26 protein-coding genes and 1 tRNA gene are annotated in these 22648 nt (G+C 71.3%); 16 read left to right on the top strand and 11 right to left on the bottom strand.

All coding sequences use genetic code 11. The annotated features are described in order from the left end of the window. Positions 1–44: 44 nt before the first annotated feature. On the top strand, positions 45–2243 hold the full coding sequence (locus MKK53_RS14500; protein WP_243929403.1) for a 3-hydroxyacyl-CoA dehydrogenase NAD-binding domain-containing protein: 2199 nt from the start codon (positions 45–47) through the stop codon (positions 2241–2243). 81 nt (positions 2244–2324) lie between these two features. On the opposite strand, the gene MKK53_RS14495 is transcribed toward MKK53_RS14500, so the two are convergent. Continuing rightward, positions 2325–3176, bottom strand: a complete 852-nt coding sequence (locus tag MKK53_RS14495) for a 3'-5' exonuclease (protein ID WP_243929402.1) — start codon at positions 3174–3176, stop codon at positions 2325–2327. Between the two features lie 55 nt (positions 3177–3231). Beyond that, positions 3232–5664 carry an NAD-dependent DNA ligase LigA gene (gene ligA, locus MKK53_RS14490; RefSeq protein ID WP_243929401.1) on the bottom strand — a complete coding sequence of 811 codons (2433 nt, stop codon included), beginning with the start codon at positions 5662–5664 and terminating at the stop codon, positions 3232–3234. A gap of 90 nt (positions 5665–5754) precedes the next feature. On the opposite strand from ligA, the gene MKK53_RS14485 reads away from it, so the two are divergent. From MKK53_RS14485 to MKK53_RS14475, 3 genes are all read left to right on the top strand, one after another. Beyond that, on the top strand, positions 5755–6462 hold the full coding sequence (locus MKK53_RS14485; RefSeq protein ID WP_243929400.1) for a 4'-phosphopantetheinyl transferase family protein: 708 nt from the start codon (positions 5755–5757) through the stop codon (positions 6460–6462). Positions 6463–6540: 78 nt separating this feature from the next. After that, positions 6541–6617: transfer RNA gene (locus MKK53_RS14480), tRNA-Pro, on the top strand. Between the two features lie 147 nt (positions 6618–6764). Beyond that, the gene (locus MKK53_RS14475; RefSeq protein WP_243929399.1) at positions 6765–7352 is read left to right on the top strand and encodes a hypothetical protein; all 588 of its coding nucleotides are present in this window, start codon (positions 6765–6767) and stop codon (positions 7350–7352) included. Positions 7353–7453: 101 nt separating this feature from the next. Here MKK53_RS14475 and MKK53_RS14470 read toward each other — a convergent pair whose 3' ends face one another. Continuing rightward, positions 7454–7627, bottom strand: a complete 174-nt coding sequence (locus MKK53_RS14470) for a hypothetical protein (protein WP_243929398.1) — start codon at positions 7625–7627, stop codon at positions 7454–7456. Between the two features lie 150 nt (positions 7628–7777). Here MKK53_RS14470 and MKK53_RS14465 point away from each other — a divergent pair, with 150 nt between their 5' ends. The 3 genes from MKK53_RS14465 to MKK53_RS14455 all read left to right on the top strand — a co-directional run bounded on the left by MKK53_RS14465 (position 7778) and on the right by MKK53_RS14455 (position 9315). Then, positions 7778–8374 (top strand): HPF/RaiA family ribosome-associated protein, encoded by a 597-nt coding sequence (locus MKK53_RS14465; protein ID WP_243929397.1) that lies wholly within the window; start codon positions 7778–7780, stop codon positions 8372–8374. A gap of 144 nt (positions 8375–8518) precedes the next feature. Next, positions 8519–8986 (top strand): PTS IIA-like nitrogen regulatory protein PtsN, encoded by a 468-nt coding sequence (gene ptsN, locus MKK53_RS14460; RefSeq protein WP_243929396.1) that lies wholly within the window; start codon positions 8519–8521, stop codon positions 8984–8986. Continuing rightward, positions 8986–9315 carry a hypothetical protein gene (locus MKK53_RS14455; protein ID WP_243929395.1) on the top strand — a complete coding sequence of 110 codons (330 nt, stop codon included), beginning with the start codon at positions 8986–8988 and terminating at the stop codon, positions 9313–9315. Before ptsN ends, MKK53_RS14455 begins: the two co-directional genes overlap by 1 nt. Positions 9316–9609: 294 nt before the next feature. Here MKK53_RS14455 and MKK53_RS14450 read toward each other — a convergent pair whose 3' ends face one another. The 3 genes from MKK53_RS14450 to ftsE all read right to left on the bottom strand — a co-directional run bounded on the left by MKK53_RS14450 (position 9610) and on the right by ftsE (position 12199). After that, on the bottom strand, positions 9610–10395 hold the full coding sequence (locus MKK53_RS14450; protein WP_243929394.1) for a YdcF family protein: 786 nt from the start codon (positions 10393–10395) through the stop codon (positions 9610–9612). 152 nt (positions 10396–10547) lie between these two features. Further along, positions 10548–11510 carry a cell division protein FtsX gene (locus MKK53_RS14445; protein ID WP_243929393.1) on the bottom strand — a complete coding sequence of 321 codons (963 nt, stop codon included), beginning with the start codon at positions 11508–11510 and terminating at the stop codon, positions 10548–10550. Beyond that, the gene (ftsE, locus tag MKK53_RS14440) at positions 11507–12199 is read right to left on the bottom strand and encodes a cell division ATP-binding protein FtsE (protein WP_243929523.1); all 693 of its coding nucleotides are present in this window, start codon (positions 12197–12199) and stop codon (positions 11507–11509) included. Before ftsE ends, MKK53_RS14445 begins: the two co-directional genes overlap by 4 nt. A gap of 190 nt (positions 12200–12389) precedes the next feature. Here ftsE and MKK53_RS14435 point away from each other — a divergent pair, with 190 nt between their 5' ends. The 7 genes from MKK53_RS14435 (at position 12390) to MKK53_RS14405 (ending at position 17992) form a co-directional block, all read left to right on the top strand. After that, positions 12390–13169 carry an MJ0042-type zinc finger domain-containing protein gene (locus MKK53_RS14435; protein ID WP_243929392.1) on the top strand — a complete coding sequence of 260 codons (780 nt, stop codon included), beginning with the start codon at positions 12390–12392 and terminating at the stop codon, positions 13167–13169. A gap of 117 nt (positions 13170–13286) precedes the next feature. Then, positions 13287–13472, top strand: coding sequence for a twin transmembrane helix small protein (locus tag MKK53_RS14430; protein WP_243929391.1), 186 nt, complete (start codon positions 13287–13289; stop codon positions 13470–13472). Between the two features lie 135 nt (positions 13473–13607). Continuing rightward, positions 13608–14240, top strand: coding sequence for an acyloxyacyl hydrolase (locus MKK53_RS14425; protein WP_243929390.1), 633 nt, complete (start codon positions 13608–13610; stop codon positions 14238–14240). Between the two features lie 125 nt (positions 14241–14365). After that, positions 14366–14938 (top strand): cob(I)yrinic acid a,c-diamide adenosyltransferase, encoded by a 573-nt coding sequence (locus MKK53_RS14420; RefSeq protein ID WP_243929389.1) that lies wholly within the window; start codon positions 14366–14368, stop codon positions 14936–14938. A gap of 164 nt (positions 14939–15102) precedes the next feature. Continuing rightward, a complete protein-coding gene (locus MKK53_RS14415; RefSeq protein ID WP_243929388.1) occupies positions 15103–15852 on the top strand; it encodes an electron transfer flavoprotein subunit beta/FixA family protein in 750 nt (249 codons plus the stop codon). Between the two features lie 70 nt (positions 15853–15922). Continuing rightward, positions 15923–16867 (top strand): electron transfer flavoprotein subunit alpha/FixB family protein, encoded by a 945-nt coding sequence (locus MKK53_RS14410; protein ID WP_243929387.1) that lies wholly within the window; start codon positions 15923–15925, stop codon positions 16865–16867. 243 nt (positions 16868–17110) lie between these two features. Continuing rightward, complete coding sequence (locus MKK53_RS14405) at positions 17111–17992, top strand: 3-hydroxybutyryl-CoA dehydrogenase (protein WP_243929386.1); 882 nt, start codon at positions 17111–17113, stop codon at positions 17990–17992. A gap of 118 nt (positions 17993–18110) precedes the next feature. Here MKK53_RS14405 and MKK53_RS14400 read toward each other — a convergent pair whose 3' ends face one another. From MKK53_RS14400 to MKK53_RS14380, 5 genes are all read right to left on the bottom strand, one after another. Beyond that, positions 18111–18413 (bottom strand): hypothetical protein, encoded by a 303-nt coding sequence (locus MKK53_RS14400; protein WP_243929385.1) that lies wholly within the window; start codon positions 18411–18413, stop codon positions 18111–18113. A 111-nt stretch (positions 18414–18524) separates the two neighbouring features. Beyond that, a complete protein-coding gene (locus tag MKK53_RS14395) occupies positions 18525–19538 on the bottom strand; it encodes an NAD(P)H-quinone oxidoreductase (protein ID WP_243929384.1) in 1014 nt (337 codons plus the stop codon). Between the two features lie 63 nt (positions 19539–19601). Beyond that, positions 19602–20237 (bottom strand): uracil phosphoribosyltransferase, encoded by a 636-nt coding sequence (gene upp, locus MKK53_RS14390; protein ID WP_243929383.1) that lies wholly within the window; start codon positions 20235–20237, stop codon positions 19602–19604. Between the two features lie 135 nt (positions 20238–20372). Further along, the gene (locus MKK53_RS14385) at positions 20373–20834 is read right to left on the bottom strand and encodes a DUF2852 domain-containing protein (RefSeq protein ID WP_243929382.1); all 462 of its coding nucleotides are present in this window, start codon (positions 20832–20834) and stop codon (positions 20373–20375) included. A gap of 91 nt (positions 20835–20925) precedes the next feature. Continuing rightward, on the bottom strand, positions 20926–21546 hold the full coding sequence (locus MKK53_RS14380) for a TetR/AcrR family transcriptional regulator (protein ID WP_243929381.1): 621 nt from the start codon (positions 21544–21546) through the stop codon (positions 20926–20928). 273 nt (positions 21547–21819) lie between these two features. Here MKK53_RS14380 and MKK53_RS14375 point away from each other — a divergent pair, with 273 nt between their 5' ends. Together MKK53_RS14375 and MKK53_RS14370 are read left to right on the top strand one after the other, a co-directional pair. Continuing rightward, positions 21820–22122: a hypothetical protein gene (locus MKK53_RS14375; RefSeq protein WP_243929380.1), complete on the top strand. Its 303-nt coding sequence runs from the start codon at positions 21820–21822 to the stop codon at positions 22120–22122. A 73-nt stretch (positions 22123–22195) separates the two neighbouring features. Next, positions 22196–22588: a thioredoxin family protein gene (locus MKK53_RS14370; RefSeq protein WP_243929379.1), complete on the top strand. Its 393-nt coding sequence runs from the start codon at positions 22196–22198 to the stop codon at positions 22586–22588. The last annotated feature ends 60 nt before the right edge of the window (positions 22589–22648 follow it).

The raw sequence follows: 22648 nt of genomic DNA, 5'->3' as shown, positions 1-22648 counted from the left end.
ACCGACATGTATTGGACAGGCGAGACTTGCGGAGGAAAGACGGCATGACTTCAGATCACTTCCGCTTAGAGACGGATGCCGACGGCATCGCCCTGGCCGTGTGGGACATGGCGGGCCGCTCGATGAACGTCATCACCGAGTCGGTGATGGAGGAGCTGTCCGCCATCATCGAGGCGGTCGCCTCGGACCCGGCGATCAAGGGCTGCGTCATCGCCACGGGGAAGGAGAACTTCTCCGGCGGGGCCGACCTCACCATGCTCCAGGGCCTGCGCGCGGCCTACGAGCGGCTGCGGGCCGATGAGGGCGAGGAGGCGGCCATGCGCCGCTTCTTCGAGGAATCCCGGCGCCTCACGCTGCTGTTCCGGCGGCTCGAGACCTGCGGCAAGCCCTTCGCAGCGGCCATCCACGGCCTGTGCCTCGGCGGCGCCTTCGAGCTGGCCCTGGCCTGCCACCACCGGGTGGCCTCGGACGCACCCCATACCCGCATCGGCCTGCCGGAGATCAAGGTCGGGCTGTTCCCCGGCGGCGGCGGCACCCAGCGGGTCGCCCGGCTGATGCAGACCGGCGACGCCCTCCAGATGCTGTTCAAGGGCGAGCAGATCCGCGCGCCCATGGCCAAGGGCATGGGCCTCGTCCATGCCGTGGCTCCGGTGGCCGAGATCGTCGCGCAGGCCAAGGCCTGGATCCGGGACGGCGGCTCGGCGGTCGCCCCCTGGGACGTGCCGAAGTACAAGGCGCCCTCGGGCAAGGTCTACTCGCCGGCCGGCATGCAGGTCTGGCCGGCGGCCAACGCGATCTACCGCCGCGAGACCCACGACAACTACCCCGCCGCCAAGGCGATCCTCGCCTCGGTCTACGAGGGCCTGCAGCTGCCGATGGACTTGGCGCTGAGGGTCGAGAGCCGGTACTTCGCACAGATCCTCCGGACCAAGGAGGCGGCGGCGATGATCCGCACCCTGTTCCTCTCCATGGGCGAGCTGAACAAGGGCGCGCGGCGGCCGAAGGACGTGCCGCCCGCCAGCCTGCGCAAGGTCGGGGTCGTCGGGGCGGGCTTCATGGGCGCGGGCGTCGCCTATGTCAGCGCGCTGGCGGGGTTCGAGGTCGTGCTGATAGACCAGAGCGTCGAGGCGGCCGAGAAGGGCAAGGCCCACGCCCACGCCCTCGTCACCGGCCAGATCAACAAGGGCCGGGCCAAGACCGCCGACCGCGACGCCCTGCTGGCGCGCATCACCGCCACGGCGGATTACGCGTCCCTCGAAGGGTGCGACCTCGTGATCGAGGCGGTGTTCGAGGATCCGCGGATCAAGGCCGAGGTGATCGGCCGGATCGAGGCGGTGATCGGCCCGGACACGGTGTTCGCCTCCAACACCTCGACGCTGCCGATCACCGGGCTGGGGCAGCACAGCCGGCGGCCGGACCTGTTCGTGGGCATCCACTTCTTCTCCCCCGTCGAGAAGATGATGCTGGTGGAGATCATCAAGGGCGGGGCCACGGGGGACCGGGCCATCGCGGTGGCGGTCGACTACGTCCGGGCGATCAAGAAGACGCCCATCGTCGTCAACGATTCCCGCGGCTTCTTCGCCAACCGCTGCGTCGGCGCCTACCTCCTCGAAGGCCACAAGATGCTCGCCGAGGGCGTGCCGCCGGCCATGATCGAGAGCGCGGGGCGGCAGGCGGGCATGCCCGTCGGCCCCCTGTCCCTCAACGACGAGGTCGCCCTGGACCTAATCCTGAAGATCGCCAGGGCCACGGAGGCCCAGGTGGGCCCCGAGGCGGTGGATCCCGCGCAGAGGACGATCCTGACGACGATGGTCGAAGGGCAGGGCCGGCTCGGGCGCAAGAACCGCAAGGGCTTCTACGACTACCCCGAGGGCGCGCCGAAGCGCCTGTGGCCGGGCCTCGCCGCGCTCCAGCCGAATCGGCTGGCTGCGGAGCAGGTGGACTTCGCGGAGCTGAAGCACCGCCTGCTGGTGGTGCAGGCGCTGGAAGCCGCCCGCACGGTGGGGGAGGGGGTCGTCACCGATCCCCGGGAGGCCGATGTCGGCTCGATCCTGGGCTTCGGCTTCGCGCCGTTCACGGGCGGGGTGCTCTCCTATATCGACTTCATGGGCGTGCCGGAGTTCGTCGCCCTGGCCCGCGGCCTCGAAGCCGTCCACGGCCCGCGCTTCGCGGTGCCCGACAGCCTCGCCGCCATGGCCGAGAACGGGGGGACCTTCTACGGCGCCGCGAAGCAGGCGGCATAATAGGGCCTCACCGCCACCCCCGCGCCGCCCTCGGGAGCCCGGCGCGGCGATCCACGGGCTCGCGACGCGGGGGAGGGTGCCTCACGCCACCCGGACCAGCCGCGTCGCGAGGGTGGCGAGGTCCGAGGTGTTGTCGGACAGGAGGTCGGTGACGTCGCCGACCTCGAGGGCCTTCACGTGGCGGCAGCGCTGGCCGAAGCGGCCAGCCATGCAGGTGCAGCGCAGGACGGCGCCGCTCGTCCGCTCCTCCAGCGTCACGGTGTAGCGGTTGCCCGTGGAGCCGCGCATCTGGAAGCTGAGGGAGGCCGAAGTCGGTGCGAACGCAGCCATGGCCCGTCCGCTGATCCCCCCGCGTCCCGGCGCCGGGCGGGCCGACTCGCCGGGCACCGCGGTCACCGGCACGCCGATGGCGGCGGCGAGGCCGCGGACATCCGCCGCCCCCGTCTCGCCCATGGCGGCCAGCGCGATGCGCGCGCAGGCATAGGCGTCCTCGCCCGCATCGTGATGCTCGAAGGTGATGCCGAGCCGCCGGGCGACCTTGCCGAGGCCGCACCCCTCCGGCGCGGGGAACACCCGCCGGGCGACCTGGACCGTGCAGAGATACGAGAAATCCGGCACCGGCAGCCCGGCCCGCCCGAGCCCCGCCCGCAGGACGCCGAGATCGAACGTCGCGTTGTGGGCAAGGATCACCCCGCCCGCGAGGTCGGCGAGGTAGGGCGCCATCACCTCCGCGAAGCCCGGCTCGCCGGCGACGTTCGACGGGAGGATGCCGTGGACGCGGATGTTGCCGGGGGAGAAGCGCATCTCCGGGGGCCGGATGAGGTGGCTCTCCCGGCGCACGACCCGCCCGTCCGCGATCCAGGCGAGGCCGACCGCGCAGGCGCTGTCGCGCCGCTCGTTGGCGGTCTCGAAGTCGAGGGCGAGGGTGATCATGGGGCCGCGCGTTCCCGGAGCGTTCCCCGAAACTACGCCGCCCGCGACTCCGGCTTCAAGCCCGTTCCACCAGGGCGAGCCAATCCGCCTCGCTGACGACGCGGACGCCGTGCTTCTCGGCATCCTTCAGCTTGGAGCCCGCGCCGGGCCCCGCCACCACCAGATCCGTCTTCGCGGAGACCGAACCCGAGACCTTCGCGCCGAGGCGCTCGGCCACCGCCTTCGCCTCGTTGCGGGTCATCTGTTCCAGGGTGCCGGTGAAGACCACCGTCTTGCCGGCGAAGGCCGTGGCGGAGGCGGCGCGCTCCATCGGTTCGGTGCGGACCTCCTTCAGGAGCTCCGCCACCGCCGAGGCGTTGTGCGGCTCGGCGAAGAACTGGATCAGCGCGTCGGTCGCCACCGGGCCGACCTCGCCGTCGTCGGCGAAGGCGCGGTAGGCGTCGCCGGGCCGCTGCCCCGCGGCCCGTTCCAGGGCCGCGCGCGCCGCGTCGATGTCGCCGTAATGGGCGATCAGGCTGTCCCGCTGGCTCGACGTCAGGCGCACCCGCTCGCCCGGTATCGGCTCGGCCCCCTCGGGGGGAAGGCCCGAATCGAGCAGGCGGTCGCGGGTGGTCGGGCCGATCCGGGGCACGGCGGAGACCTCGATCCAGTCGAGCCCGCCCTGCGTTCGCGCCGCCGCATCGATCCCCGCGATCAGCGCGGGCATGTCGGCGAACCGCTTGGCCAGGGCCTTGGCCGTGGCCTCGCCGATCTGCGGGATGCCCAGGGCGAACAGCAGGCGGTTGAGGGGGATCGAGCGTCTGGCCTCGACCCCCGCCAGCAGGTTCTTGATCGCCTTGTCCTCGTCGTCGCCCTTCTTCTTGGCGGCCTTCTTCGGCAGCTCGGCCCCGGCCCGGCGCTCGGCGGACAGCGCCTCTCGCCGGGCCACCACGGCGTCCTTCAGCCTCTCGAAATCGAGCCGGAACAGGTCGGCGGGTTGGCGGACGAGCCCCGCCTCGAACAGCACCTCGATATAGGTCTCGCCGAAGCCCTCGATGTCGAAGCCGTTGCGCGAGACGAAGTGCTTCAGCCGCTCCACCCCCTGCGCCGGGCAGATAAGCCCGCCGGTGCAGCGGCGCACCGCGTCGAGCTTGCCCGTGCGCGGGTTGACCGCCCGCACCGCCCGGCTGCCGCAGGCGGGGCAACGCTCGGGGAACACGAACGGGGCGGAATCCGCCGGGCGCTTGGCGAGGTTGACATCCATGACCTTGGGGATCACGTCCCCGGCGCGGACCACCGTGACCGTATCGCCGACGCGGATGTCGCGGCCCTCGCGGATCGGCTCGCCGTCGGCGCCGACGCCCCTCACGTAGCCCTCGTTGTGCAGCGTGGCGTTGGAGACGACGACGCCGCCCACCGTCACCGGCCGCAACTTGGCGAGGGGGTTGAGGGAGCCGGTGCGGCCGACATTGATGACGATGTCCTCCAGCACCGTCGTCGCCTCCTCGGCCGCGAACTTGTGGGCGAGCGCCCAGCGCGGCGAGCGCGAGACGAAGCCGAGGCGCTTCTGGAGGGCGATGTCGTCGACCTTGTAGACGACGCCGTCGATGTCGTAGCCGAGGTCGGCCCGCTCGGCGGCGATGCCCCGGTAATGGGCGAGCATGCCCTCCGTGTCGGTGAAGGTGCGGGTGCGCGGGTTCACCGGCAGGCCCCAGGCGGCGAAGCGTTCGAGCACGCCGGACTGCGTGTCGGCGATCGACGCCGAGACCTCGCCCCAGGCATAGGCGAAGAAGCGCAGCGGCCTCGAGGCGGTGATCGCGGGGTCGAGCTGGCGCAGGGAGCCCGCCGCCGCGTTGCGCGGGTTGGCGAAGAGCGGCTTGCCGGCCGCCTCCTGCCGGGCATTGATGCCGGCGAAATCCTCGTGCGACAGGTAGACCTCCCCCCGCACCTCGCAGGTGTCGGGCCAGCCCGTGCCCTTCAGGCGCTGGGGGATGTCGTGCACCGTCAGCGCGTTGGCCGTGACGTTCTCGCCCTCCTCGCCGTCGCCCCGGGTCGCGGCGGTGACGAGCCGGCCCTTCTCGTAGCGCAGCGACAGGGACAGGCCGTCGATCTTCGGCTCGGCGGTGAAGGCGAGCGGCCTGTCCTCCGGCCAAGCCAGGAACCGGCGCACCCGCGCCACGAACTCCGCCACCTCCTCGTCGGCGAAGGCGTTGCCGAGGGAGAGCATCGGGACCGCGTGGCGGACCTTGGCGAACTTCTCCGAGGGCTTCGCCCCGACCGCGGCGCTGGCGGCGCCTGTCCCGGCGAGGTCGGGGAAGGCGGCCTCGATGGCCTCGAGGTGGCGCCGCAGCCGGTCGTACTCGGCATCGGAGATGTCGGGGGCGTCCTCCTGATGATAGAGGCGGTCGGCCTCGGCGATCCGCTCCGAGAGCTGCGCGTGCTCCGCACGCGCCTCCTCGGCGGTCAGGGGGGACAGGTCGGGGGACGGGTCGGTCTGCGCGGCGGCCATGCCGGGCTTCTAGGGCATTTCGGGCCGGATTGGAGGCCTCCCGGCACCGGAATCTGCGGCCCGCCCGATGAATGACGGGGGATACGGAGCATGGCGCGGGCGGATGTGGTCGTCGTCGGCCTCGGCCTCGATCCGGGGCGGCTCGCCCGCTGTGCGGGGGTTCTGGATCCGGAGGAGACGGACCGCGCCGGCCGGTTCCTCCGCGCTGCCGACCGGGCACGCTTCCTCGCCAGCCACGCCGCCCTGCGCGCCGTCGTCGGCGCGGCGCTCGGCCGCCCGGCCGCCTCCCTGCGCTTCGGGCGGGACGCCGATGGACGGCCGTTCCTGGCGGAGCCCGCCGGCACCGGCCTCGACATCAACCTGTCCCATTCGGGGGGCGTCGCCCTGGTCGGCCTCGTCCGCAGCGCGCGGATCGGCGTCGATGTGGAGGTCCGCCGGCCCTTGCCCGACGCCCTGCGCATCGCCCGCGGCCACTTCGCCCAGGACGAGGCCTGCGCCCTCGAAGCGTTGCCGCCGGAGGCCCGGGAGGCCGCGTTCTTCGCCCTGTGGACTCGCAAGGAGGCGGTGGTGAAGGCCCTCGGCGCCGGCCTCTCCCTACCCCTCGCCGCATTCTCGGTCAGCGTGCCGCCGGCCCCGCCGCGGATGCTGCGGATCGCGGGGGAGGCGGCGGGCTGGACGCTGGCCGCCATCGAGGCCGGACCCGGCGTCTGCGCCACGGCGGCGGTCCCCGCGGCGGGCTGCACGATCCGCACGACGGCCCTCCCGGCGGGCTGGGCGGACGAGTTCGATGCGAAATGACGCTCCGGGCGCTTGCGGCCTGGGAATGGCGTCGCTATAAGCCGGCTCGCCGGTCGCGCCACAGCGCCCGCCGGCCTTCGGAGTGTAGCGCAGTCTGGTAGCGCACCACGTTCGGGACGTGGGGGTCGCAGGTTCAAATCCTGCCACTCCGACCAAATTTCCCGCTTTCATCGCATGAGCCGTGTTCCGCATTGCGGCGGTGGCCCGCCGTCCGGCAGGGCGACGGTCGCCGGGATCGGTGACGTTCTCCCGCCCTTCTTCGCCGATGCGCTCGACAGGGCGGGACCGGCGAGACTACTCCCTTGTCCCATGCTGTCTTCCCCGGGGATGGGACGGTGCTGACCGACACGCAGCGTCAGGCGCTCGCGGCGCTGGCGGATTGCTTTGCCGAAGACGGCATCCTCATCGATGCCCAGAACATCCGTGCGGCCCTGGCCTGCATTCAGGATGCGGCGTTCCGTGCCTCGGCGGCGGAGGCCGATGCCCTGCGCGTGCGGAGCCAGCTCGACGAGGCCCGGCAGCGGGTGGCGACCTTCGAGACGGCGGGGGTGGCCGGGGGCTGGAAGCAGCGGGCGCAGATCGCCGAAGCCGAGGCCGAGCGCCTCAAGCGCGAGCGCAACGAGGCGCGCTCCACCGCCCAGGGCATCCTGGCCTCCCTCAAGCAGCAGGGCGAGGCCGCCGACGCCGCCGAGGCGTCCGCCGCCGCGCTGACGTCACGGGTCCAGGACCTGGAACGCGCCCTGCGCGAGGCGGTCTCGGCCATGCGCAGCTGCGTCGCCCTCACCGCGCCGTTTCGGCCGAGCCCCTTCCCGGACATCGGCGCCGGGGGCGATCCGCCCCCTCAGGAGGAGGCGACGGCGGCGGAGGATGCCGGGGCCGAGGCGCCCTAGCGCTCCGACGCACTCACTTCATTCGTGCACATGAGCACTCGCTATTCGTGTTTGCATCGATTTTTCCAGACACGGCTGTTGCCTTCGTCTGGATCGACGCCCTAGCGAATCTCGCCCGACAGGCGGCCGCGCAGCGCTCCCAGGAGGGTGTAGCAGGCGATGACGCAGCCGACGCTCATGGCACCGAGGCAGCTGATGGTCCGCACCGGCTCTCCCCGCGCCAGGACGATGGCGACGGTGACGGGAATGACGGCGAGGACGAACAGGACGGTCATCGCGATACCCTTACGGAACCTCTCCGACCCTTGGACCGAATTGGTTAACGGATTGCGCGGCCCCCGGCTCAAGGAAACGGGCGATGCTCCGTTGACTTGCGTCGGAACGGGTCTCTAATTCCTTGGACATTCGGACGCAGAGGAGGAAGCATGCGGTCATTGCGCGTCACCGGCCACGGGGTGGATCTCGGTGAGAGCCTGCGCACCCGGGTGGTGGAACGGATGGCGGCGACGCTGTCCAAGTACCTCGACCCGCACATGCAGGACGGGTGCACCGGCCACGTCACCCTCCGCCGCGACGGGAGCTCCTATCGCACCGATTGCGTGCTGCACCTCGTCTCCGGGCTGACGATGGAAGCGGTGGGCTCCGCGCATGACCCCCGCGCGAGCTTCGAGCAGACCGCCGACCGGCTGGAGACGCGCCTGCGCCGCTACAAGCACCGGCTGAAGGAGCACGCCTCGGCCCCGAAGGACGGGGGCGGGATGGAAGCCGCCTACGCCGTGCTGGCCGCCCCCGATGAGGAGGATATCGAGCCCGAGCCGGAGGGCGATGCCCATCCCCCGATCGTGGCCGAGACCACCCGAGCGCTCCAACGCCAGACGGTGGGAGAGGCGGTGACCGCCCTGGACCTGACAGGATCTCCGGTGGTTGTCTTCGTCCACGCTGGCACCGGACGCGTCAACATCGTATACCGGCGCAGTGACGGGGCGATCGGCTGGGTCGATCCTCCGGCTGGCGGCGCCTGAGCACCATCGGGTCGCCGCGGAACAGAGCCGGAACCGTCTCCGTGGTCCAGCATTGGACCGAGGCGTGTCCGTCTCCGGTTGGGCACGGCGATCTTGAGGGGCCGGCTCCCTGGGGGAGCCCGGCGGCGGGGCAACGGTCGTTCCATGCCACTACTCGCGTTTCTTGACCCCGAGTCGGTGGTCTCCTCCCTGCGCGCCCGCTCGAAGAAGCAGGTGCTGCAGGATCTGGCGGTCCACGCGGCCCGCCGCCTGCCGATGCTGGCGGACAGGGCGGTGTTCGAGACGCTCCTCCAGCGGGAGCGCCTCGGCTCGACCGGGATCGGGGAGGGCGTGGCGATCCCCCACGGCAAGCTGCCCGGCCTCGACCGGCTATTCGGCCTGTTCGCGCGCTTCGACCGTCCCATCGACTTCGAGGCCCTCGACGGCGAGCCCGTCGATACCGCCTTCCTCCTGCTCGCCCCGGAAGGGGCGGGGGCGGACCACCTCAAGGCCCTAGCGCAGGTGGCGCGCGTCCTGCGCGAGCCGGGGATGCTCGCCAGCATCCGGGCCGCCCGCGATGCGGGGGCGCTCTATGCCCTGCTCACGCGCAACGCCGCCTCCCGGGCCGCCTGATGCCGCTCCGCCGTCCGTTCGCCGCGTTCGCCATCCTCGGCTTCGCGGCACCCGCCCTGGCCCAGGGCGGCGATGCGACCTGCCCGCGGGACGTGCTGGTCGCCCAGTCGATGCAGCGACAAGCCATCGACCAGCTGGAGCAGGCCGACGTCAGCGACACGGAGAAGAGCTGCCGGGTCTGGCGCCGCCATGTCGAGACGATGAGGCGGGTCGCCGCCGTCTACGGGCGCTGCCTCTCGGGCACCGAGCGCACGAGGGGACTCGCGCAGGTGCAGGGCTCCGAGAAGGAGTTCGCGGTGGCCATCCGCGACCGCTGCAAGGGCCTGTAGAGCGCCGTCTCCGAACCCTGGATCGTGAGCCGCGATGCGCGTTCCTCGCGACGCGGGGGAGGGGGCTCAGACCGCGCTGCGCGGAGGCGTGGTCCCCGTTGGGCGGACCGTGGGCCGGCGGGAAAAGGCTGGATGAATCAGCCAGCCGTCATGATCCCGTGCCGTCATTGCGAGCGCAGCGACGCAATCCAGGGACGCGCCACGTCCTGAGAGGGTCTGCTGCCCTGGATCGCTTCGCTGCGCTCGCAATGACGGAAGGGGCACGTTCTCCCATGCCGAGTCGGTGCAGACGGCTCACTCGATCCCGCGTATCAGCGGCTCGGCCACCATCTTCACCGGCTTGCGGCGGCCCATCAGGATCGCCGCCCTCGACCGCTCGGGATCCGCCTCGAAGCGCGTCCGGACCCAGCTCACCAGGAACTTCAGGTATTCGGAGGCCAGAAGCCGCGCCGCGGGCGGGTTACGCCACCACGCGTCCGCATCGAACCCCTCCGTCACCACCGGGTGCGGGACGATCCGCTCGCTCTCCTGCAACGCGTGGTCCAGTTCGATCAGCGTGCGCGGCATGTGGTAGTTCGAGGTCACCACCGCCACGGTGCTGAAATGGTGTGTGCGCATCCAGCGCCGGGTCTCGATGGCGTTGCCGATGGTGTTCCGCGCCCGGTAATCGAGATCGACGCAGCAGGCGATGAGGTCCCGTTGGGTGGGGTTGAGGCGGGCGATCTCCTCGCGGCTCGTGCGCTCGTTCACCCCGGTGATCAGGAGGCGGCGGCCGTAGCCCGCCGCCAGAAGGTCGATCGCGTCGCCGATCCGCTGTGCACCGCCGGTCAGGGCGACGATACCGTCCGTGCGGCCCTCGGGTATGCGCTCCTGCCGGGCGACGGTGCCGACGAAGGTGAGGAAGCCGCCGACCAGTGCGACGACGCCGAGGCCGGCGGCGACGGCACCACAGCGCAGGGCCCTGTCCCGGCCCGCATGGCCCGGCCCGGCGCCCGGTCCCTGGGTCGTCGGCGCGTCCGCACGCTCGTGCCAGACCCAGCCGATGGCATCGGTCGCGAGGGAGACGGGAGCGCGCGTCATCCGCGTGTTCATCCTCCGGAGCCTAGCGCCGAATGCGGCGTGGTGGAGGCAGCCGGTGCGGCTGCCCACAGATCACTCTCCCAACAGGTTGCCAAACACTTAAGGTTCCCCGCGGTTCACACTGCTGAGTTGCGGGCTAAACCCAACTGCAATCAGCCGAGGTAGCGTCGCACCGTGAGGCGGGAGACGGCCCCCGTGACGAGGGATGCGATTCCCCCGATCAGGGCGATGCTGAAGAAGCCGCGCCAGCCGATATGGAAGGCGCCGAACAGGGCCTCGATCTCCTGCCCCGCCGGCCCCGACGAGGCCGAGCCGGTGACGAGCCCGGCGATCACGAAGGCCAGGATCGCGCAGGCCGCCCCGATCCCGCCGCCCCGGAGGCCGAGGCCGAAGAACCGGGCCTGGAAGGCGCGGGCGATGTAGTCGTCCCCTGCGCCGACGAAGTGCAGCACGTCCACCACTTCCTTGTTGCCCGCCATCGCCCCCCTCGTGGCGAAGGTGACGGCGAGGCCGGTGGCCACCAGCACCAGCACCACGAGGCCGATGCCCGCGCCCACGAAGGCGCTCGCGGCGGTGGAGAGGCGCTGCAGCCAGAGCGCATGGTCGTCGAGGCTCGCAACGCCCGGCAGGGCCGCGACGAGCTTCGTCCTCAGGCTCCCGAGGTCGACCCTGTCCCCCGACATCCGCAGGGCGATCAGGCGCGGCACCGGCAGGTCCGACAGGTCGAGGCCGCTGCCGAGCCAGGGTTCGAGCAGCCGCTCCGATTCGGATTTCGAGAAGATGCGGGTCCGGGCGACCCCGGGCTCCTGCTTCGCGATCGCCTCCGCCTTGGCGACGTCGGCGTCCACGTCGCGCCCGGGGCCGGGGCGGACCTGGATGGTCACCTCCTGCGCCACGCTGCTCTGCCACTGGGCGGCATTGGTCGCCACCATCTCGGCGGCGCCCGCGCAGAGCCCGGCGAGGAAGGTCAGAATGGCGATCACCGCCGCCAGCGAACGCCCGGCGGCGGTGTCGGTGGGCACCAGGGGCGCGTTGCGCCGCAGGTTGGCCGGGAGTGTCGGATCGGTGGGGAACGCCGCCGCGGCGCGGGCCCGGGCCTTGGCCGCGATGCTCATTCCTCGATCCGCAGCCGGCCGGCATTCAGCACCATCCGGCGGGCATTGACGGCATCCATGATGCCGAAATCGTGGGTCGCGATGATCACGGACGTGCCGAGCTTGTTGAGTTCGAGGAAGAGGCGCAGGAGCCGCCGGCCGAGGGCGGGATCGACGTTGCCGGTGGGCTCGTCGGCCAGCAGCAGGTCGGGCCGGGCGATCAGCGCCCGGGCGATGGCCGCGCGCTGCTTCTCCCCGCCCGACAGGAGGGGAGGGAGGGCGTGCATCCGCTCGCCGAGGCCGACCCAGCGCAGCAACTCCACCACCTCCCCCCGGTAGCCCGATTCGGAGCGGCCCTGCACCCGCAGGGGGAGGGCGACGTTCTCGTAGGTCGTGAGGTGGTCGAGGAGGCGGAAATCCTGGAAGACCACGCCCATCCGGCGCCGGAGCAGGGTGAGCTTCTCGCTGGAGATGCCGGACACCTCCTCGCCGAAGATCGCCACGGTGCCCCGCGTCGGGCGGACGGAGAGCAGGATCAGGCGGAGCAGGGTCGTCTTGCCGGCGCCCGAGGGGCCGGTGAGGAACTGGAAGGAATGGGGCGCGATGCGGAAGCTGACGTCGGAGAGCACCTCCGGCCCCAGGCCGTAGCGCATGCCGACGTGCTCGAACTGCACCACGGGCCGTTCGGCCCCCGGCAGCAGGCTCTTCATGGTTGCCTGAAGGTTCAACGCCGTCCCGCTGCTTCGCCCGTGGGCTGTGTTCCGGAGCCACCGCGCCGGGCGCGGCGGCAGCCCTTGCGGCTTCACGCGAGGTTAACCCCGTTCCGGCACCTTTTCTCAAGAGTTTTTCTGCCGTCCGGCGTCGCGGGGCGGCGGAGCGGCTGCGTCGAGTATCCCGCCGATGTTGATTACCTGCCCGACCTGCGCCAGCAGCTACCGCATCGATGCGGCGAAGATCGGGCCGGAGGGCAGGTCCGTCCGCTGCGCCGCGTGCCGCGAGACATGGTTCCTCACCCCCGGCGACGCCACCGAAGAGGCGGCGGAGGCGGACGTCGCCGCCTCCGCCGAGGCCCCCGCCGACCCGGTGACGGAATCCGCCTGGGAGGAGGCCACGGCGGCGGTCCGCGAGGCCGCGGCGCCGGACACCGTGCCGGACGAGGCCCCCACGCCCCGCACGCGGAAGGCCAGGGGGACGAAGACCCGCCCGGCGCGGCGTCCCTTCGCCGCGGCCGCCCTGCCCCTGTCGCCGGCGGCGCTCGTCGTCCTGGCCCTCCTCGCCGCCCTACCGGTGGCCTGCCTCGCCCGGAACGCCGTCGTCCGGATGGTGCCGCAGACCGCCTCCGCCTTCGCGACGGTCGGCCTGCCGGTGAACCTGAGGGGCCTGGAGATCCGCGACGTCGTCGCGGTCCAGCACCCGGCCGTGGAGGATCGCTCCGCCGAACTGGTGGTCGAGGGCGACCTCGTGGGGGTGGGCCGGGCCGACATGCCGGTGCCGGCCCTGCGGATCGAGATCAGCGATGCCGCCGGCAAGCTGCTGCGCGCCTTCCCCGCCCCGGCCCCCCGGGCGATCCTCGGGACCGGGGAATCGGCCCGGTTCCGCGCCCGCCTGACCGATCCCCCGGCCGAGGGCCGGGCGGTCGTGCTCCGCTTCGCCGACGCGGCGCCCGGCGACCGTCGCTGACACCGCGCGGATCCGCGACACTCGGCGGCGACGGCCGGGCTGCGCCGTGGCGCGGGGACCGCTATAGCTGCCGGCGTGCCCTTCACCGAGGGCCGCGCCGACCGGGATCCCGCCGCGATGTCGTCCAACACCCTCGTCCTCGTCGCCTGCCTCGCCGTCGCGGTGGTGCTGGCGCTCGGCCTCGCCAACATGATGCGCGGGGGCAGCGCCAGCGTCTCGCAGCGGCTGATGCGCCTGCGGGTGCTCCTGCAATTCGTGGCGATCGTGCTCATCATGGGCGTGGTGTGGTGGCGCTCGGCCTGACCGCCCCGCCACTGTGACCGCCGCGCCGCATGCCCGGCTTTTCAGGGACCGCCGGGGATGAAACCGGCTTCAACGGCCCAGCTCCGTGATAGTCTGTTCGGACTTTCACGCCGTCGTCCCGTCCGCCGAGCCCGCATGACCGCTTCTTTCCGCGCCCTTCTCGCAGGCCTCGCCATCGGCGCCGCCCTGGTGCCCGCCGCCGCCGCCGACCTCGGCTCCGCGCCGGCCCCCATCGCCTACGCGGCCCCGGCGCAGCCCCTCAGCTTCGTCTCGGAGCTCCGGATCGGCGGCGCGGTCCAGGATCCCGGCAGCGCGGAGGGCAAGGCCCGGGGCTTCAGCACGGAGAACGTGAACGGCGAGGTGCTGCTGGCCAAGCCGGTGATCTTCCAGGATCCGTTCTGGCAGGCCTTCATCCCGCGGCCGACGGTCGGCGGCAGCTACAACACCGGCGGGCGCACCAGCTACGCCTATCTCGGCGCCACCTGGACCGTCGAGATCCTGCCCGAAACCCTGGGCCACCGCGTCTTCATCGACGGGTTCTTCGGCGGCGCGGCCCATAACGGCTACACCGGCCCGAAGGCGACGACGCCCTACGGCTTCAACACCCTGGGCTGCTCGCCGCTCTTCCGCGAGGCCGCCGCCCTCGGCTATCGCCTGACCGAGCATTGGTCCATCATGGCCACCGTCGAACACATGTCGAATGCCGGCCTCTGCGCCAACAACCGCGGGCTGACCAATTTCGGCGGCAAGCTCGGCTACACGTTCTAAGAGCCCCTCACGACACTCCCGCTGCGCCGTCCAGGCCGGCGGGAGGGCGCCCGATGACCGGGCGCCTCGTGGGGCGCTCTAAGGCGCCCCCGCCGGCACGGCGCGGGGCGGCGCGGGAGCAACCCTTGGTCAAGCTGAACCGGATCTACACCCGCACGGGCGACAACGGCACCACCGCCCTGGCGGACGGCCAGCGCCGCTCCAAGGCGGACCTGCGCGTCGAAACCTACGGGACGGTGGACGAGACGAATTCCTGCCTCGGCCTCGCCCGCCTCCACGCGGACGAGCACTTGGACCGGATGCTCGGCGCCGTCCAGAACGACCTGTTCGACCTCGGCGCCGACCTCGCGACCCCCGAGGGGCCGAAGCCGCTGCCCTACGAGCCGCTACGGATCGTCGCCTCGCAGGTCCAGCGGCTGGAGCGGGATATCGACGCGCTCAACGCCACGATCCCGCCGATCAAGTCCTTCGTGCTGCCCGGTGGATCGGCCTGCTCGGCCTACCTCCACCTCGCGCGGACGGTGTGCCGCCGGGCCGAGCGGCTGGCCGTGAACCTCGCCGCGACGGAGGGGGAGATCGTCTCACCCGAAGCGATCCAGTACCTCAACCGCCTCTCGGATTTCCTCTTCGTCGCGAGCCGTGCGGCGAATCGGGACGGGGCGGACGACGTGCTGTGGGTGCCCGGCGCGAACCGCTGAGGCCGGGCGGAATCAACCGCTCGGGCGAGGCCGCCCCGCGTTGACAAGGCAGAAATGTGGCCGCTACGGTCCCGCCGCCTTTCGCGGGGGTCGGCCGTGCGCGCCTGCGGCGCGTGGCCGTCCTGCGACGACAAAGAAGAACAGCGGGAAGGATCGAGACCGCCATGAAGGTTCTGGTGCCCGTCAAGCGGGTGGTCGACTACAACGTCAAGATTCGCGTGAAGGCGGACGGCTCGGGCGTCGAGCTCGCCAACGTGAAGATGTCGATGAACCCCTTCGACGAGATCGCGGTGGAAGAGGCGATCCGCCTGAAGGAGAAGGGCAAGGCGACCGAGATCGTCGCGGTGTCGATCGGCCCGCAGCAGGCGCAGGAGACCCTGCGCACCGCCCTCGCCATGGGTGCCGACCGGGCGATCCTCGTGAAGACCGACGTGCATTGCGAGCCCCTGGCCGTGGCCAAGCTCCTGAAGGCAATGGTCGAGAAGGAGAGCCCGCAGCTCGTCATCCTCGGCAAGCAGGCGATCGACGACGATTCGAACCAGACCGGCCAGATGCTCGCCGCCCTCCTCGGCTGGCCGCAGGGCACCTTCGCGTTCAAGATCGAGCCCGGGGAGGGAAGCCTCGACGTCACCCGTGAGGTCGATGGCGGCCTGCAGACGGTGACGCTCCAGCTCCCGGCCATCGTCACGACGGACCTGCGCCTCAACGAGCCGCGCTACGCCTCCCTGCCCAACATCATGAAGGCGAAGAAGAAGCCCCTCGACGAATCGAGCCCCGAGGCCCTCGGTGTCGACGTGACCCCGAAGCTGACGGTGCTGAAGACCGCCGAGCCGCCGGGCCGTTCCGCCGGCGTCAAGGTCGGCTCGGCCGCCGAGCTGGTCCAGAAGCTCAAGGTCGAAGCCGGCGTCATCTGACACCCCTCACCGAGGCTGCGCTCCCGCGGTGGCGGTCGAGCGCGGCCCCCACCAATCGGGATTTTCGCACATGACCACGCTTCTCTACGTCGAGCACTCCGACGGGCAGATCAAGGACGGGACGCTGAAGGCGCTGAGCGCGGCCAACCAGATGGGCGCGCCCGTGCACGCCCTCGTGGCCGGCAGCGCGGGGAAGGCGGCGGCCGAGGCCGCCTCCAAGCTGGAGGGCGTCGAGAAGGTGCTTCTGGCCGAGGACAGCGCCTACGATCACGAACTCGCCGAGCCGGTCGCGGCGTTGATCGAGGCGGTGGCCGGGCCCTACGACGCCATCGTGGCCTCGGCCTCCACCACCGGCAAGAACGTGCTGCCGCGGGTGGCGGCGCGCCTCGACGTCGCGCAGGTCTCCGACATCATCAAGGTGATCTCGGCCGACACGTTCGAGCGGCCGATCTACGCCGGCAACGCCATCCAGACGGTGCAGGCGCCGGGCGCGAAGAAGGTCATCACCGTCCGCACGGCGGCCTTCAAGGCGGCGGGGGAGGGCGGTTCGGCCGCCCCCGTGGAGCCGGTCTCGGCGCAGGCATCCGCCTCGGGCGCGACCTTCAAGGGCGAGGAGATCGCCAAGTCCGACCGGCCGGAGCTGGCCGCGGCGCGGATCATCGTGTCGGGCGGGCGCTCCCTCGGCTCGGCGGACAAGTTCCACGAGCTGATCGAGCCGCTGGCCGACACCCTCGGCGCCGCCGTAGGGGCCTCGCGCGCCGCGGTGGATGCGGGCTACGCCCCGAACGACTGGCAGGTGGGCCAGACCGGCAAGGTGGTCGCGCCGGACCTCTACGTGGCGGTGGGCATCTCCGGGGCGATCCAGCACCTCGCTGGGATGAAGGATTCGAAGGTCATCGTCGCGATCAACAAGGACGAGGACGCGCCGATCTTCCAGGTGGCCGATTACGGCCTCGTGGGCGACCTGTTCCAGATCGTGCCGGATTTCCAGTCCGAGATCGCCAAGGCCAAGTAGGCCAACCCGGTCGCAAGGCGGGGCGGGAAGGACGGCGGGAGCTGTCCATCCCGGCGGGGCATAGCCGCCCGGGATGACGGCGTAGCGGGGAATATTGCACCGCACGCCTCGTCTGGGTTCCTTCCTCCCTTGCGATTGGTCTACAAAGCTGAGACGGCATGGAATTCCACGTGCCACCCCGCGGTCTCGGCCGAGCCGCAGGCCGGCGGCGGGGCGGGCACGGATCGGGGGCAAGGTCTTCAGATGGGCATCGAGATCAAGCGGGTCGGCATCATCGGCGCGGGCCAGATGGGCAGCGGCATCGCGCAGGTCTGCGCCGCCGCGGGTCTCGACGTGTTCCTGAACGACCGTGACGCCACGAGGCTCCATAACGGCATCGACGCGATCGAGAAGGGCTATGCCCGCCTCGTGTCGAAGGGCGCCCTGGCGGAGGACGACAGCCGGGTCGCCCGGGAGCGCATCAAGCCGGTCGGCACCTTCGAGGAGCTGGCCCCGTGCGACCTCGTGATCGAGGCCGCCACGGAGAACGAGGCCACCAAGCGGGACATCTTCACGAACCTCTGCCCGGTGCTGAGCCCCGAGGCGATGGTGGCGACCAACACCTCGTCGATCTCCATCACCCGGCTCGCCGCCTCGACCGATCGGCCGGAACGGTTCATCGGCATCCACTTCATGAACCCCGTGCCGGTGATGCAGCTCGTGGAGCTGATCCGCGGCATCGCCACGGAGGATTCCACCTACGAATCCGCCAAGGGCTTTATCGCCAAGCTCGGCAAGACCGCGACGATGTCGGAGGATTTTCCGGCCTTCATCGTCAACCGCATCCTGCTGCCGATGATCAATGAGGCGATCTACACGCTCTACGAGGGCGTCGGCTCTGTGGAATCCATCGATACGGCGATGAAGCTCGGCGCCAACCACCCGATGGGGCCGCTGCAGCTGGCGGACTTCATCGGCCTGGATACCTGCCTGTCGGTGATGCAGGTCCTCTACGAGGGGCTGGCCGATTCGAAGTACCGGCCGTGTCCGCTGCTCGTGAAGTACGTGGAGGCCGGCTGGCTCGGGCGGAAGACCAAGCGGGGGTTCTACGATTATCGCGGCGTGAACCCGGTCCCGACCCGCTGATACTCCGCACCACCGTCATTGCACACGCAGTGAAGCAATCCAGGGCGGCGCGACGTCGCCCGACGTGGCGCTTCCCTGGATTGCTTCGCGTTGCACGCAACGGCGCTGCGGGTGAAGCTTACTTCGCGCTGCCGCCGTTCGCGTTCTGCTGCGCCGGCTGCGGGTAGGAGGGGTTGCCGCCGGGCACCGCCGTGGTGTTCGACGAGGACGGGTTGGAGGTGCCGTTTACCGAGCCGGTGATCTCCTTGCGGGAGGCGTCCTGGCTCTGGGACGCGTAGTCCTTGGGCGAATTCGCCCCGTTCCAGGTCAGAAGGCCGATCGTGGCCACCGCCAACAGCACGAGGCTCCCGATGAGGACCCACAGCATGGACTTGCCGCGCTCGCCCTGACGGCTCTCCTGCGGTGTCAGTTTCTCGACCATCGACCATCCCTCGCTGATGTTGCGCGGCACGCCCGGTGGGCGACCCGCAACACGATTGCGTTATCGGGCGCCAACGCCTTGGCCGGGAGGGGGTTCCGAGGCGCAGCCCGTTCAGCGCCCGGTGGTCAGCAGGATCTTGCCGAGATGCGCGCTGGATTCCATCAGTTCGTGCGCCTCCCTGGCCCGGTCGAGGGGGAAGGTCGTGTGCGTCACCGTCCGGATGCGCCCGCTGGCGAGGTGCGGCCACACATCCTTGCGCAGGCCGGCGGCGATGGCCTCCTTATCCGCCTTCGGCCGCGGGCGCAGGGTCGAGCCCGTGAAGGTTAGGCGGTTGCGCATGATCGGGGTGATGTTGAGCCCATCGACCTTGTAGCCGCCCATCAGGGCGATCATCACCAGGCGCCCATCCGGGGCGAGCGACTTGAGGTTGCGCTGGAGGTAGCTCGCGCCGATCATGTCGAGGATCACGTCCACACCGCGCTTGTCGGTGAGGCGCTGCACCTCCTCGGCGAAGTCGGCTTGCTTGTAGTCGATGGCGGCCGTGGCCCCGAGTTCCTCGCAGAACCGGCACTTCTCGGCCGAGCCGGCCGTGGCGTAGACCGTGGCGCCGAACAGTGCCGCCATCTGGATCGCCGTGGCGCCGATCCCGCTCGACCCGCCATGGACGAGGAACCTCTCGCCCCCGGTGAGCCGCCCGCGCTGGATCACGTTGGAATAGACCGTGAAGAAGGTCTCCGGCAGGCCGCCGGCATCCACCAGGGACACCGCCTCGGGCCGCGGCAGGCAATGCCCGGCCTCGGCGACGGCGAACTCGGCGTAGCCCCCGCTGATCACCAGGGCGCAGACCTCATCGCCCAGGGCGAGGCCGGTGACCCCATCCCCCAGGGCGGCGATCCGGCCCGCGACCTCCAGGCCGGGGATCTCCGTGGCGCCGGGGGGCGGCGGGTAGCTGCCCGCCCGCTGGGCGACGTCGGGCCGGTTCACGCCGGCGGCCACGACCTCGATCAGCACCTGTCCCGGCCCCGGCCGGGGCACGGGCGCGGTTTCGACGGCGATGACCTCGGGGCCGCCCGTTCCGTCATAACGGATCCGGCGCATCGTCTCGGGCAGGGCGGGGCTTCCCATGTCAGGTTCTCCGAAGAATCGCCGGGGGACATCTGCGCCCCGGATGCGTCTCGGCAAGCCCGCTCACCGGGTGCCGTACATCCGGTCGCCGGCATCGCCCAGGCCGGGGACGATATAGCCGTGATCGTTGAGGTGGCTGTCGATGGCGGCGGTCCAGACCGGCACGTCGGGATGCGCCGCCGCCAGGCGGGCGAGGCCCTCCGGGGCGGCGAGGAGGCACACGAAGCGCAGGTCCACGGCGCCGCGCGCCTTCAGCCGCTCCAGGGCCGCCACCGCCGAATTGGCCGTGGCGAGCATCGGATCGAGGACGAGGACCGTCCGGTCGGCGAGGTCGGACGGCGCCTTGAAGTAGTACTCGACCGCTTCGAGCGTCTCGGGATCCCGGTACAACCCCACATGGGCGACCCGGGCCGAGGGCAGCAGGGAGAGCATCCCGTCGAGGAAGCCGACGCCCGCCCGCAGGATGGGGGCGAGGACGAGCTTCTTGCCCTGGATCTGGCGGCCGACCATCCCGCCGATCGGGGTCTCGATCTCGACGGGTTCGAGGGGGAGATCGCGGGTCACCTCGTAGGCGAGCAACATGCCGATCTCATTGAGGAGGCGGCGGAAGCCCTGGGTCGAGCGGTCCTTGTCCCGCATCAGGGTCAGCTTGTGCTGCACCAGCGGGTGATCGACCACCGTGACACGCCCGCTCGACATCGCCCCTCCCGCCCCGTGACGCGCGAGCATTGCCGGAGGAGGCAACGCGGCGCAACGCGGTGAGCGGGCCTCCGACACAATAAGGCCGTGCCGGACCCCGCGGGGTCCGGCACGGCCAATCGTCCGTCGGCATCGTCAGACGGTGCGCGGGCCTTCGTGTCCGCCGGCACGGCGCTGGGCCATGAAGGCGTCGAACTGCTCGCGGTCCTTGGCCCGCTTCAGCTCATCCACGAAGGCCGAGAAGGCACGGCTCTCCTCCTCGAGGGCGCGGCGCTGCGCCTCGAGACGGTCGAGCTCGGCCCGACGATACTCGTCGAACGCGGCGTTGCCGCTGCCACGGTTGGCCGCCTCGAAGGCGCGGGCGAACCGCGACGCCGGACGGCTGGCATTGAAGTCGGTGAAGTTCCGGCGTGCGGTGTCCCGCATTTCGGCGAAGGCCGGATAGCCGGTGAGCTTCCAGGCCAACAGGGCGAGTCCCACCGGCCACCAATAGATGAAGCCGATGACGATGGCGCCGATCTCGAAGGAGCGGCGGGGGAATGGGCCGGACCGGGGGACCCGGCCAGCGCTGAAGGGTGAGGTCGAGGACGTGTTCACGGGCAAGCTCCGCGTTCATGTGAACGATGTTAACATGCGGATCGCGGAGGCGCCTTTCAAGGGGGCGGCGCGCGGGCGCCGGCCGGCCCCCTCACGCGCACCGGGTGGCCCCGTGGACGAGGGCCAGGACGCCGGCCCGCAGGAGTTCGAACTTGTCGGGGATGCCGGGGCCGGTGGGCAGGTGTCCGGCGGAGGAAAGGGTCGCCAGCCCGTGGGCCAGCGCCCACACTTCGAGGGCGATGAAGCGGGGGGTGACGCCCCCGAACCCATCCGTGAAGGTCGCCTGCAGGGCTTCGACCAGCAGGTCGAACGGGCTCGGCCGCCCGTCCGCGTCCGGGGCGGCGTGGATCCCCCGGGTCTCGAAGATCGCGGCGTAATAGGCCGGCTCTTCCTCGGCGAAGGTCAGGTAGACCTCGCCCATGCGGGTGAACCGCTCCAGCGGGGTGCCGCGGGAGGTGAGGGCGCGGGCGAGCCGGCTCGCCAGCTCGTTGAAGCCGCGCCCGGCCAATTCTTCCAGCAGGGCCTCGCGTCCGCGGAAGTGGCGATACAGGGCCGCCGGCGTGACGCCGACGAGCCGCGCCGCCTCGACCAGCGTGAAGCCGCCGATGCCGCGCTCGGCGATGAAGCGCCGCGCCGCCTCGACCAGAGCCTCCTTCAGGTTGCCGTGGTGATAGCCCCGCCGGTCGCCCGGCCCGTCCCGCCAGTGTCGCAAGACACCGATACTCCTGCTCCGAACCCAAACCCCGCGACGTCGCAGGACATCCGGCCGCCGGAATGCCGGGCGCCCGGGGCCGAATGGCATTACGGACGAGGGACGTGTTTGTTGCAACACGACCGCCTTCGTGGCCCCACGCCACGGTGGAAAACGCCCCATCGCCCCGGCGAAGACTACGGCACCGGGCGGCGGTTGACGATGGCGACGTAACATTGTTTCAAGCGCCGACGGCGGCTTGGGCCGCCGCAGATCGGCGAGGATGGACCGGCGATGGCCTTCGTGAGCCTCAAGGCGTGGCGCGCCCGGTCCGCCGAGCGGGCCGCCCTCGCCGCCCGCCTCAAGGGGGAGATCGCCCCCGCCCTGGGGCTCGGCCCCGACGACGCCCTGTCCGTGAACGAGATCGCCTGCGCCGATCCGGGCTGCCCGGACATGGAGACCGTCGTCCTCGTCATGCGGGCGGGTCGCCCGACCCGCGCCCTCCGCATCCGCAAGGCGATGGAGGCGGTGGAGGCGGCCGACATCGCCGCCCTGGTGGCGGACGAGCGGGCGCCCCCGCCGCCGGGTGCGGCGTGATGGCCATGCGCCTGGCGGACGCCTTCGTGTACCGTGGCGGGTGGACCGACAAGAGTCCGCGGGAGGAATTGCCATGACCAGCCGGCGCCATCTCCTCGCCCTCGTGGCCCTCGCCCTGGCCGCGGGATGCGGCCCCGCCCTCGCGGGCGAGACGATGCCCTTCACCCCCGCCGCGTTCGACGCCGCGCAGAAGGCCGGCAAGCCGATCCTGGTGGAGGTGAGCGCACCCTGGTGCCCGATCTGCAAGACGCAGAAGCCGGTTCTCGCCAAGCTCGCCGCCGAGCCCCGCTTCAAGGACCTCGTGGTCTTCGACGTCGATTTCGACAGCCGGAAGGACGTGCTGAGGCAGCTGAACGCCCGGATGCAAAGCACCCTGATCGCCTACAAGGGCGAGACCGAAGTCGGCCGCTCCGTGGGTGAGACCCAGCCGGAATGGATCGAGGGCCTCGTGGAGAAGACGCTCTGACCGGGCGGCGCCTTCTGTTCCCGTTCAGGTCGCCCGGCCGATAAGCCGTCGCGCGCCGGC

The organism is Methylobacterium sp. J-076 (assembly GCF_022829405.1).
Taxonomy (GTDB): domain Bacteria; phylum Pseudomonadota; class Alphaproteobacteria; order Rhizobiales; family Beijerinckiaceae; genus Methylobacterium.
This window is presented reverse-complemented; position numbering and strand designations above follow the sequence as displayed.

Excerpts from the sequence above, each read along its gene's own strand:
- MKK53_RS14500 (WP_243929403.1), top strand. The coding sequence starts at position 45 with ATGACTTCAGATCACTTCCGCTTAGAGACGGATGCCGACGGCATCGCC.
- MKK53_RS14495 (WP_243929402.1), bottom strand. The coding sequence starts at position 3,176 with ATGATCACCCTCGCCCTCGACTTCGAGACCGCCAACGAGCGGCGCGAC.
- ligA (WP_243929401.1), bottom strand. The coding sequence starts at position 5,664 with ATGGCCGCCGCGCAGACCGACCCGTCCCCCGACCTGTCCCCCCTGACC.
- MKK53_RS14485 (WP_243929400.1), top strand. The coding sequence starts at position 5,755 with ATGGCGCGGGCGGATGTGGTCGTCGTCGGCCTCGGCCTCGATCCGGGG.
- MKK53_RS14470 (WP_243929398.1), bottom strand. The coding sequence starts at position 7,627 with ATGACCGTCCTGTTCGTCCTCGCCGTCATTCCCGTCACCGTCGCCATC.
- MKK53_RS14465 (WP_243929397.1), top strand. The coding sequence starts at position 7,778 with ATGCGGTCATTGCGCGTCACCGGCCACGGGGTGGATCTCGGTGAGAGC.
- ptsN (WP_243929396.1), top strand. The coding sequence starts at position 8,519 with ATGCCACTACTCGCGTTTCTTGACCCCGAGTCGGTGGTCTCCTCCCTG.
- MKK53_RS14455 (WP_243929395.1), top strand. The coding sequence starts at position 8,986 with ATGCCGCTCCGCCGTCCGTTCGCCGCGTTCGCCATCCTCGGCTTCGCG.
- MKK53_RS14450 (WP_243929394.1), bottom strand. The coding sequence starts at position 10,395 with ATGACGCGCGCTCCCGTCTCCCTCGCGACCGATGCCATCGGCTGGGTC.
- MKK53_RS14445 (WP_243929393.1), bottom strand. The coding sequence starts at position 11,510 with ATGAGCATCGCGGCCAAGGCCCGGGCCCGCGCCGCGGCGGCGTTCCCC.
- ftsE (WP_243929523.1), bottom strand. The coding sequence starts at position 12,199 with ATGAAGAGCCTGCTGCCGGGGGCCGAACGGCCCGTGGTGCAGTTCGAG.
- MKK53_RS14435 (WP_243929392.1), top strand. The coding sequence starts at position 12,390 with ATGTTGATTACCTGCCCGACCTGCGCCAGCAGCTACCGCATCGATGCG.
- MKK53_RS14430 (WP_243929391.1), top strand. The coding sequence starts at position 13,287 with ATGTCGTCCAACACCCTCGTCCTCGTCGCCTGCCTCGCCGTCGCGGTG.
- MKK53_RS14425 (WP_243929390.1), top strand. The coding sequence starts at position 13,608 with ATGACCGCTTCTTTCCGCGCCCTTCTCGCAGGCCTCGCCATCGGCGCC.
- MKK53_RS14415 (WP_243929388.1), top strand. The coding sequence starts at position 15,103 with ATGAAGGTTCTGGTGCCCGTCAAGCGGGTGGTCGACTACAACGTCAAG.
- MKK53_RS14410 (WP_243929387.1), top strand. The coding sequence starts at position 15,923 with ATGACCACGCTTCTCTACGTCGAGCACTCCGACGGGCAGATCAAGGAC.
- MKK53_RS14405 (WP_243929386.1), top strand. The coding sequence starts at position 17,111 with ATGGGCATCGAGATCAAGCGGGTCGGCATCATCGGCGCGGGCCAGATG.
- MKK53_RS14400 (WP_243929385.1), bottom strand. The coding sequence starts at position 18,413 with ATGGTCGAGAAACTGACACCGCAGGAGAGCCGTCAGGGCGAGCGCGGC.
- MKK53_RS14395 (WP_243929384.1), bottom strand. The coding sequence starts at position 19,538 with ATGGGAAGCCCCGCCCTGCCCGAGACGATGCGCCGGATCCGTTATGAC.
- upp (WP_243929383.1), bottom strand. The coding sequence starts at position 20,237 with ATGTCGAGCGGGCGTGTCACGGTGGTCGATCACCCGCTGGTGCAGCAC.
- MKK53_RS14375 (WP_243929380.1), top strand. The coding sequence starts at position 21,820 with ATGGCCTTCGTGAGCCTCAAGGCGTGGCGCGCCCGGTCCGCCGAGCGG.
- MKK53_RS14370 (WP_243929379.1), top strand. The coding sequence starts at position 22,196 with ATGACCAGCCGGCGCCATCTCCTCGCCCTCGTGGCCCTCGCCCTGGCC.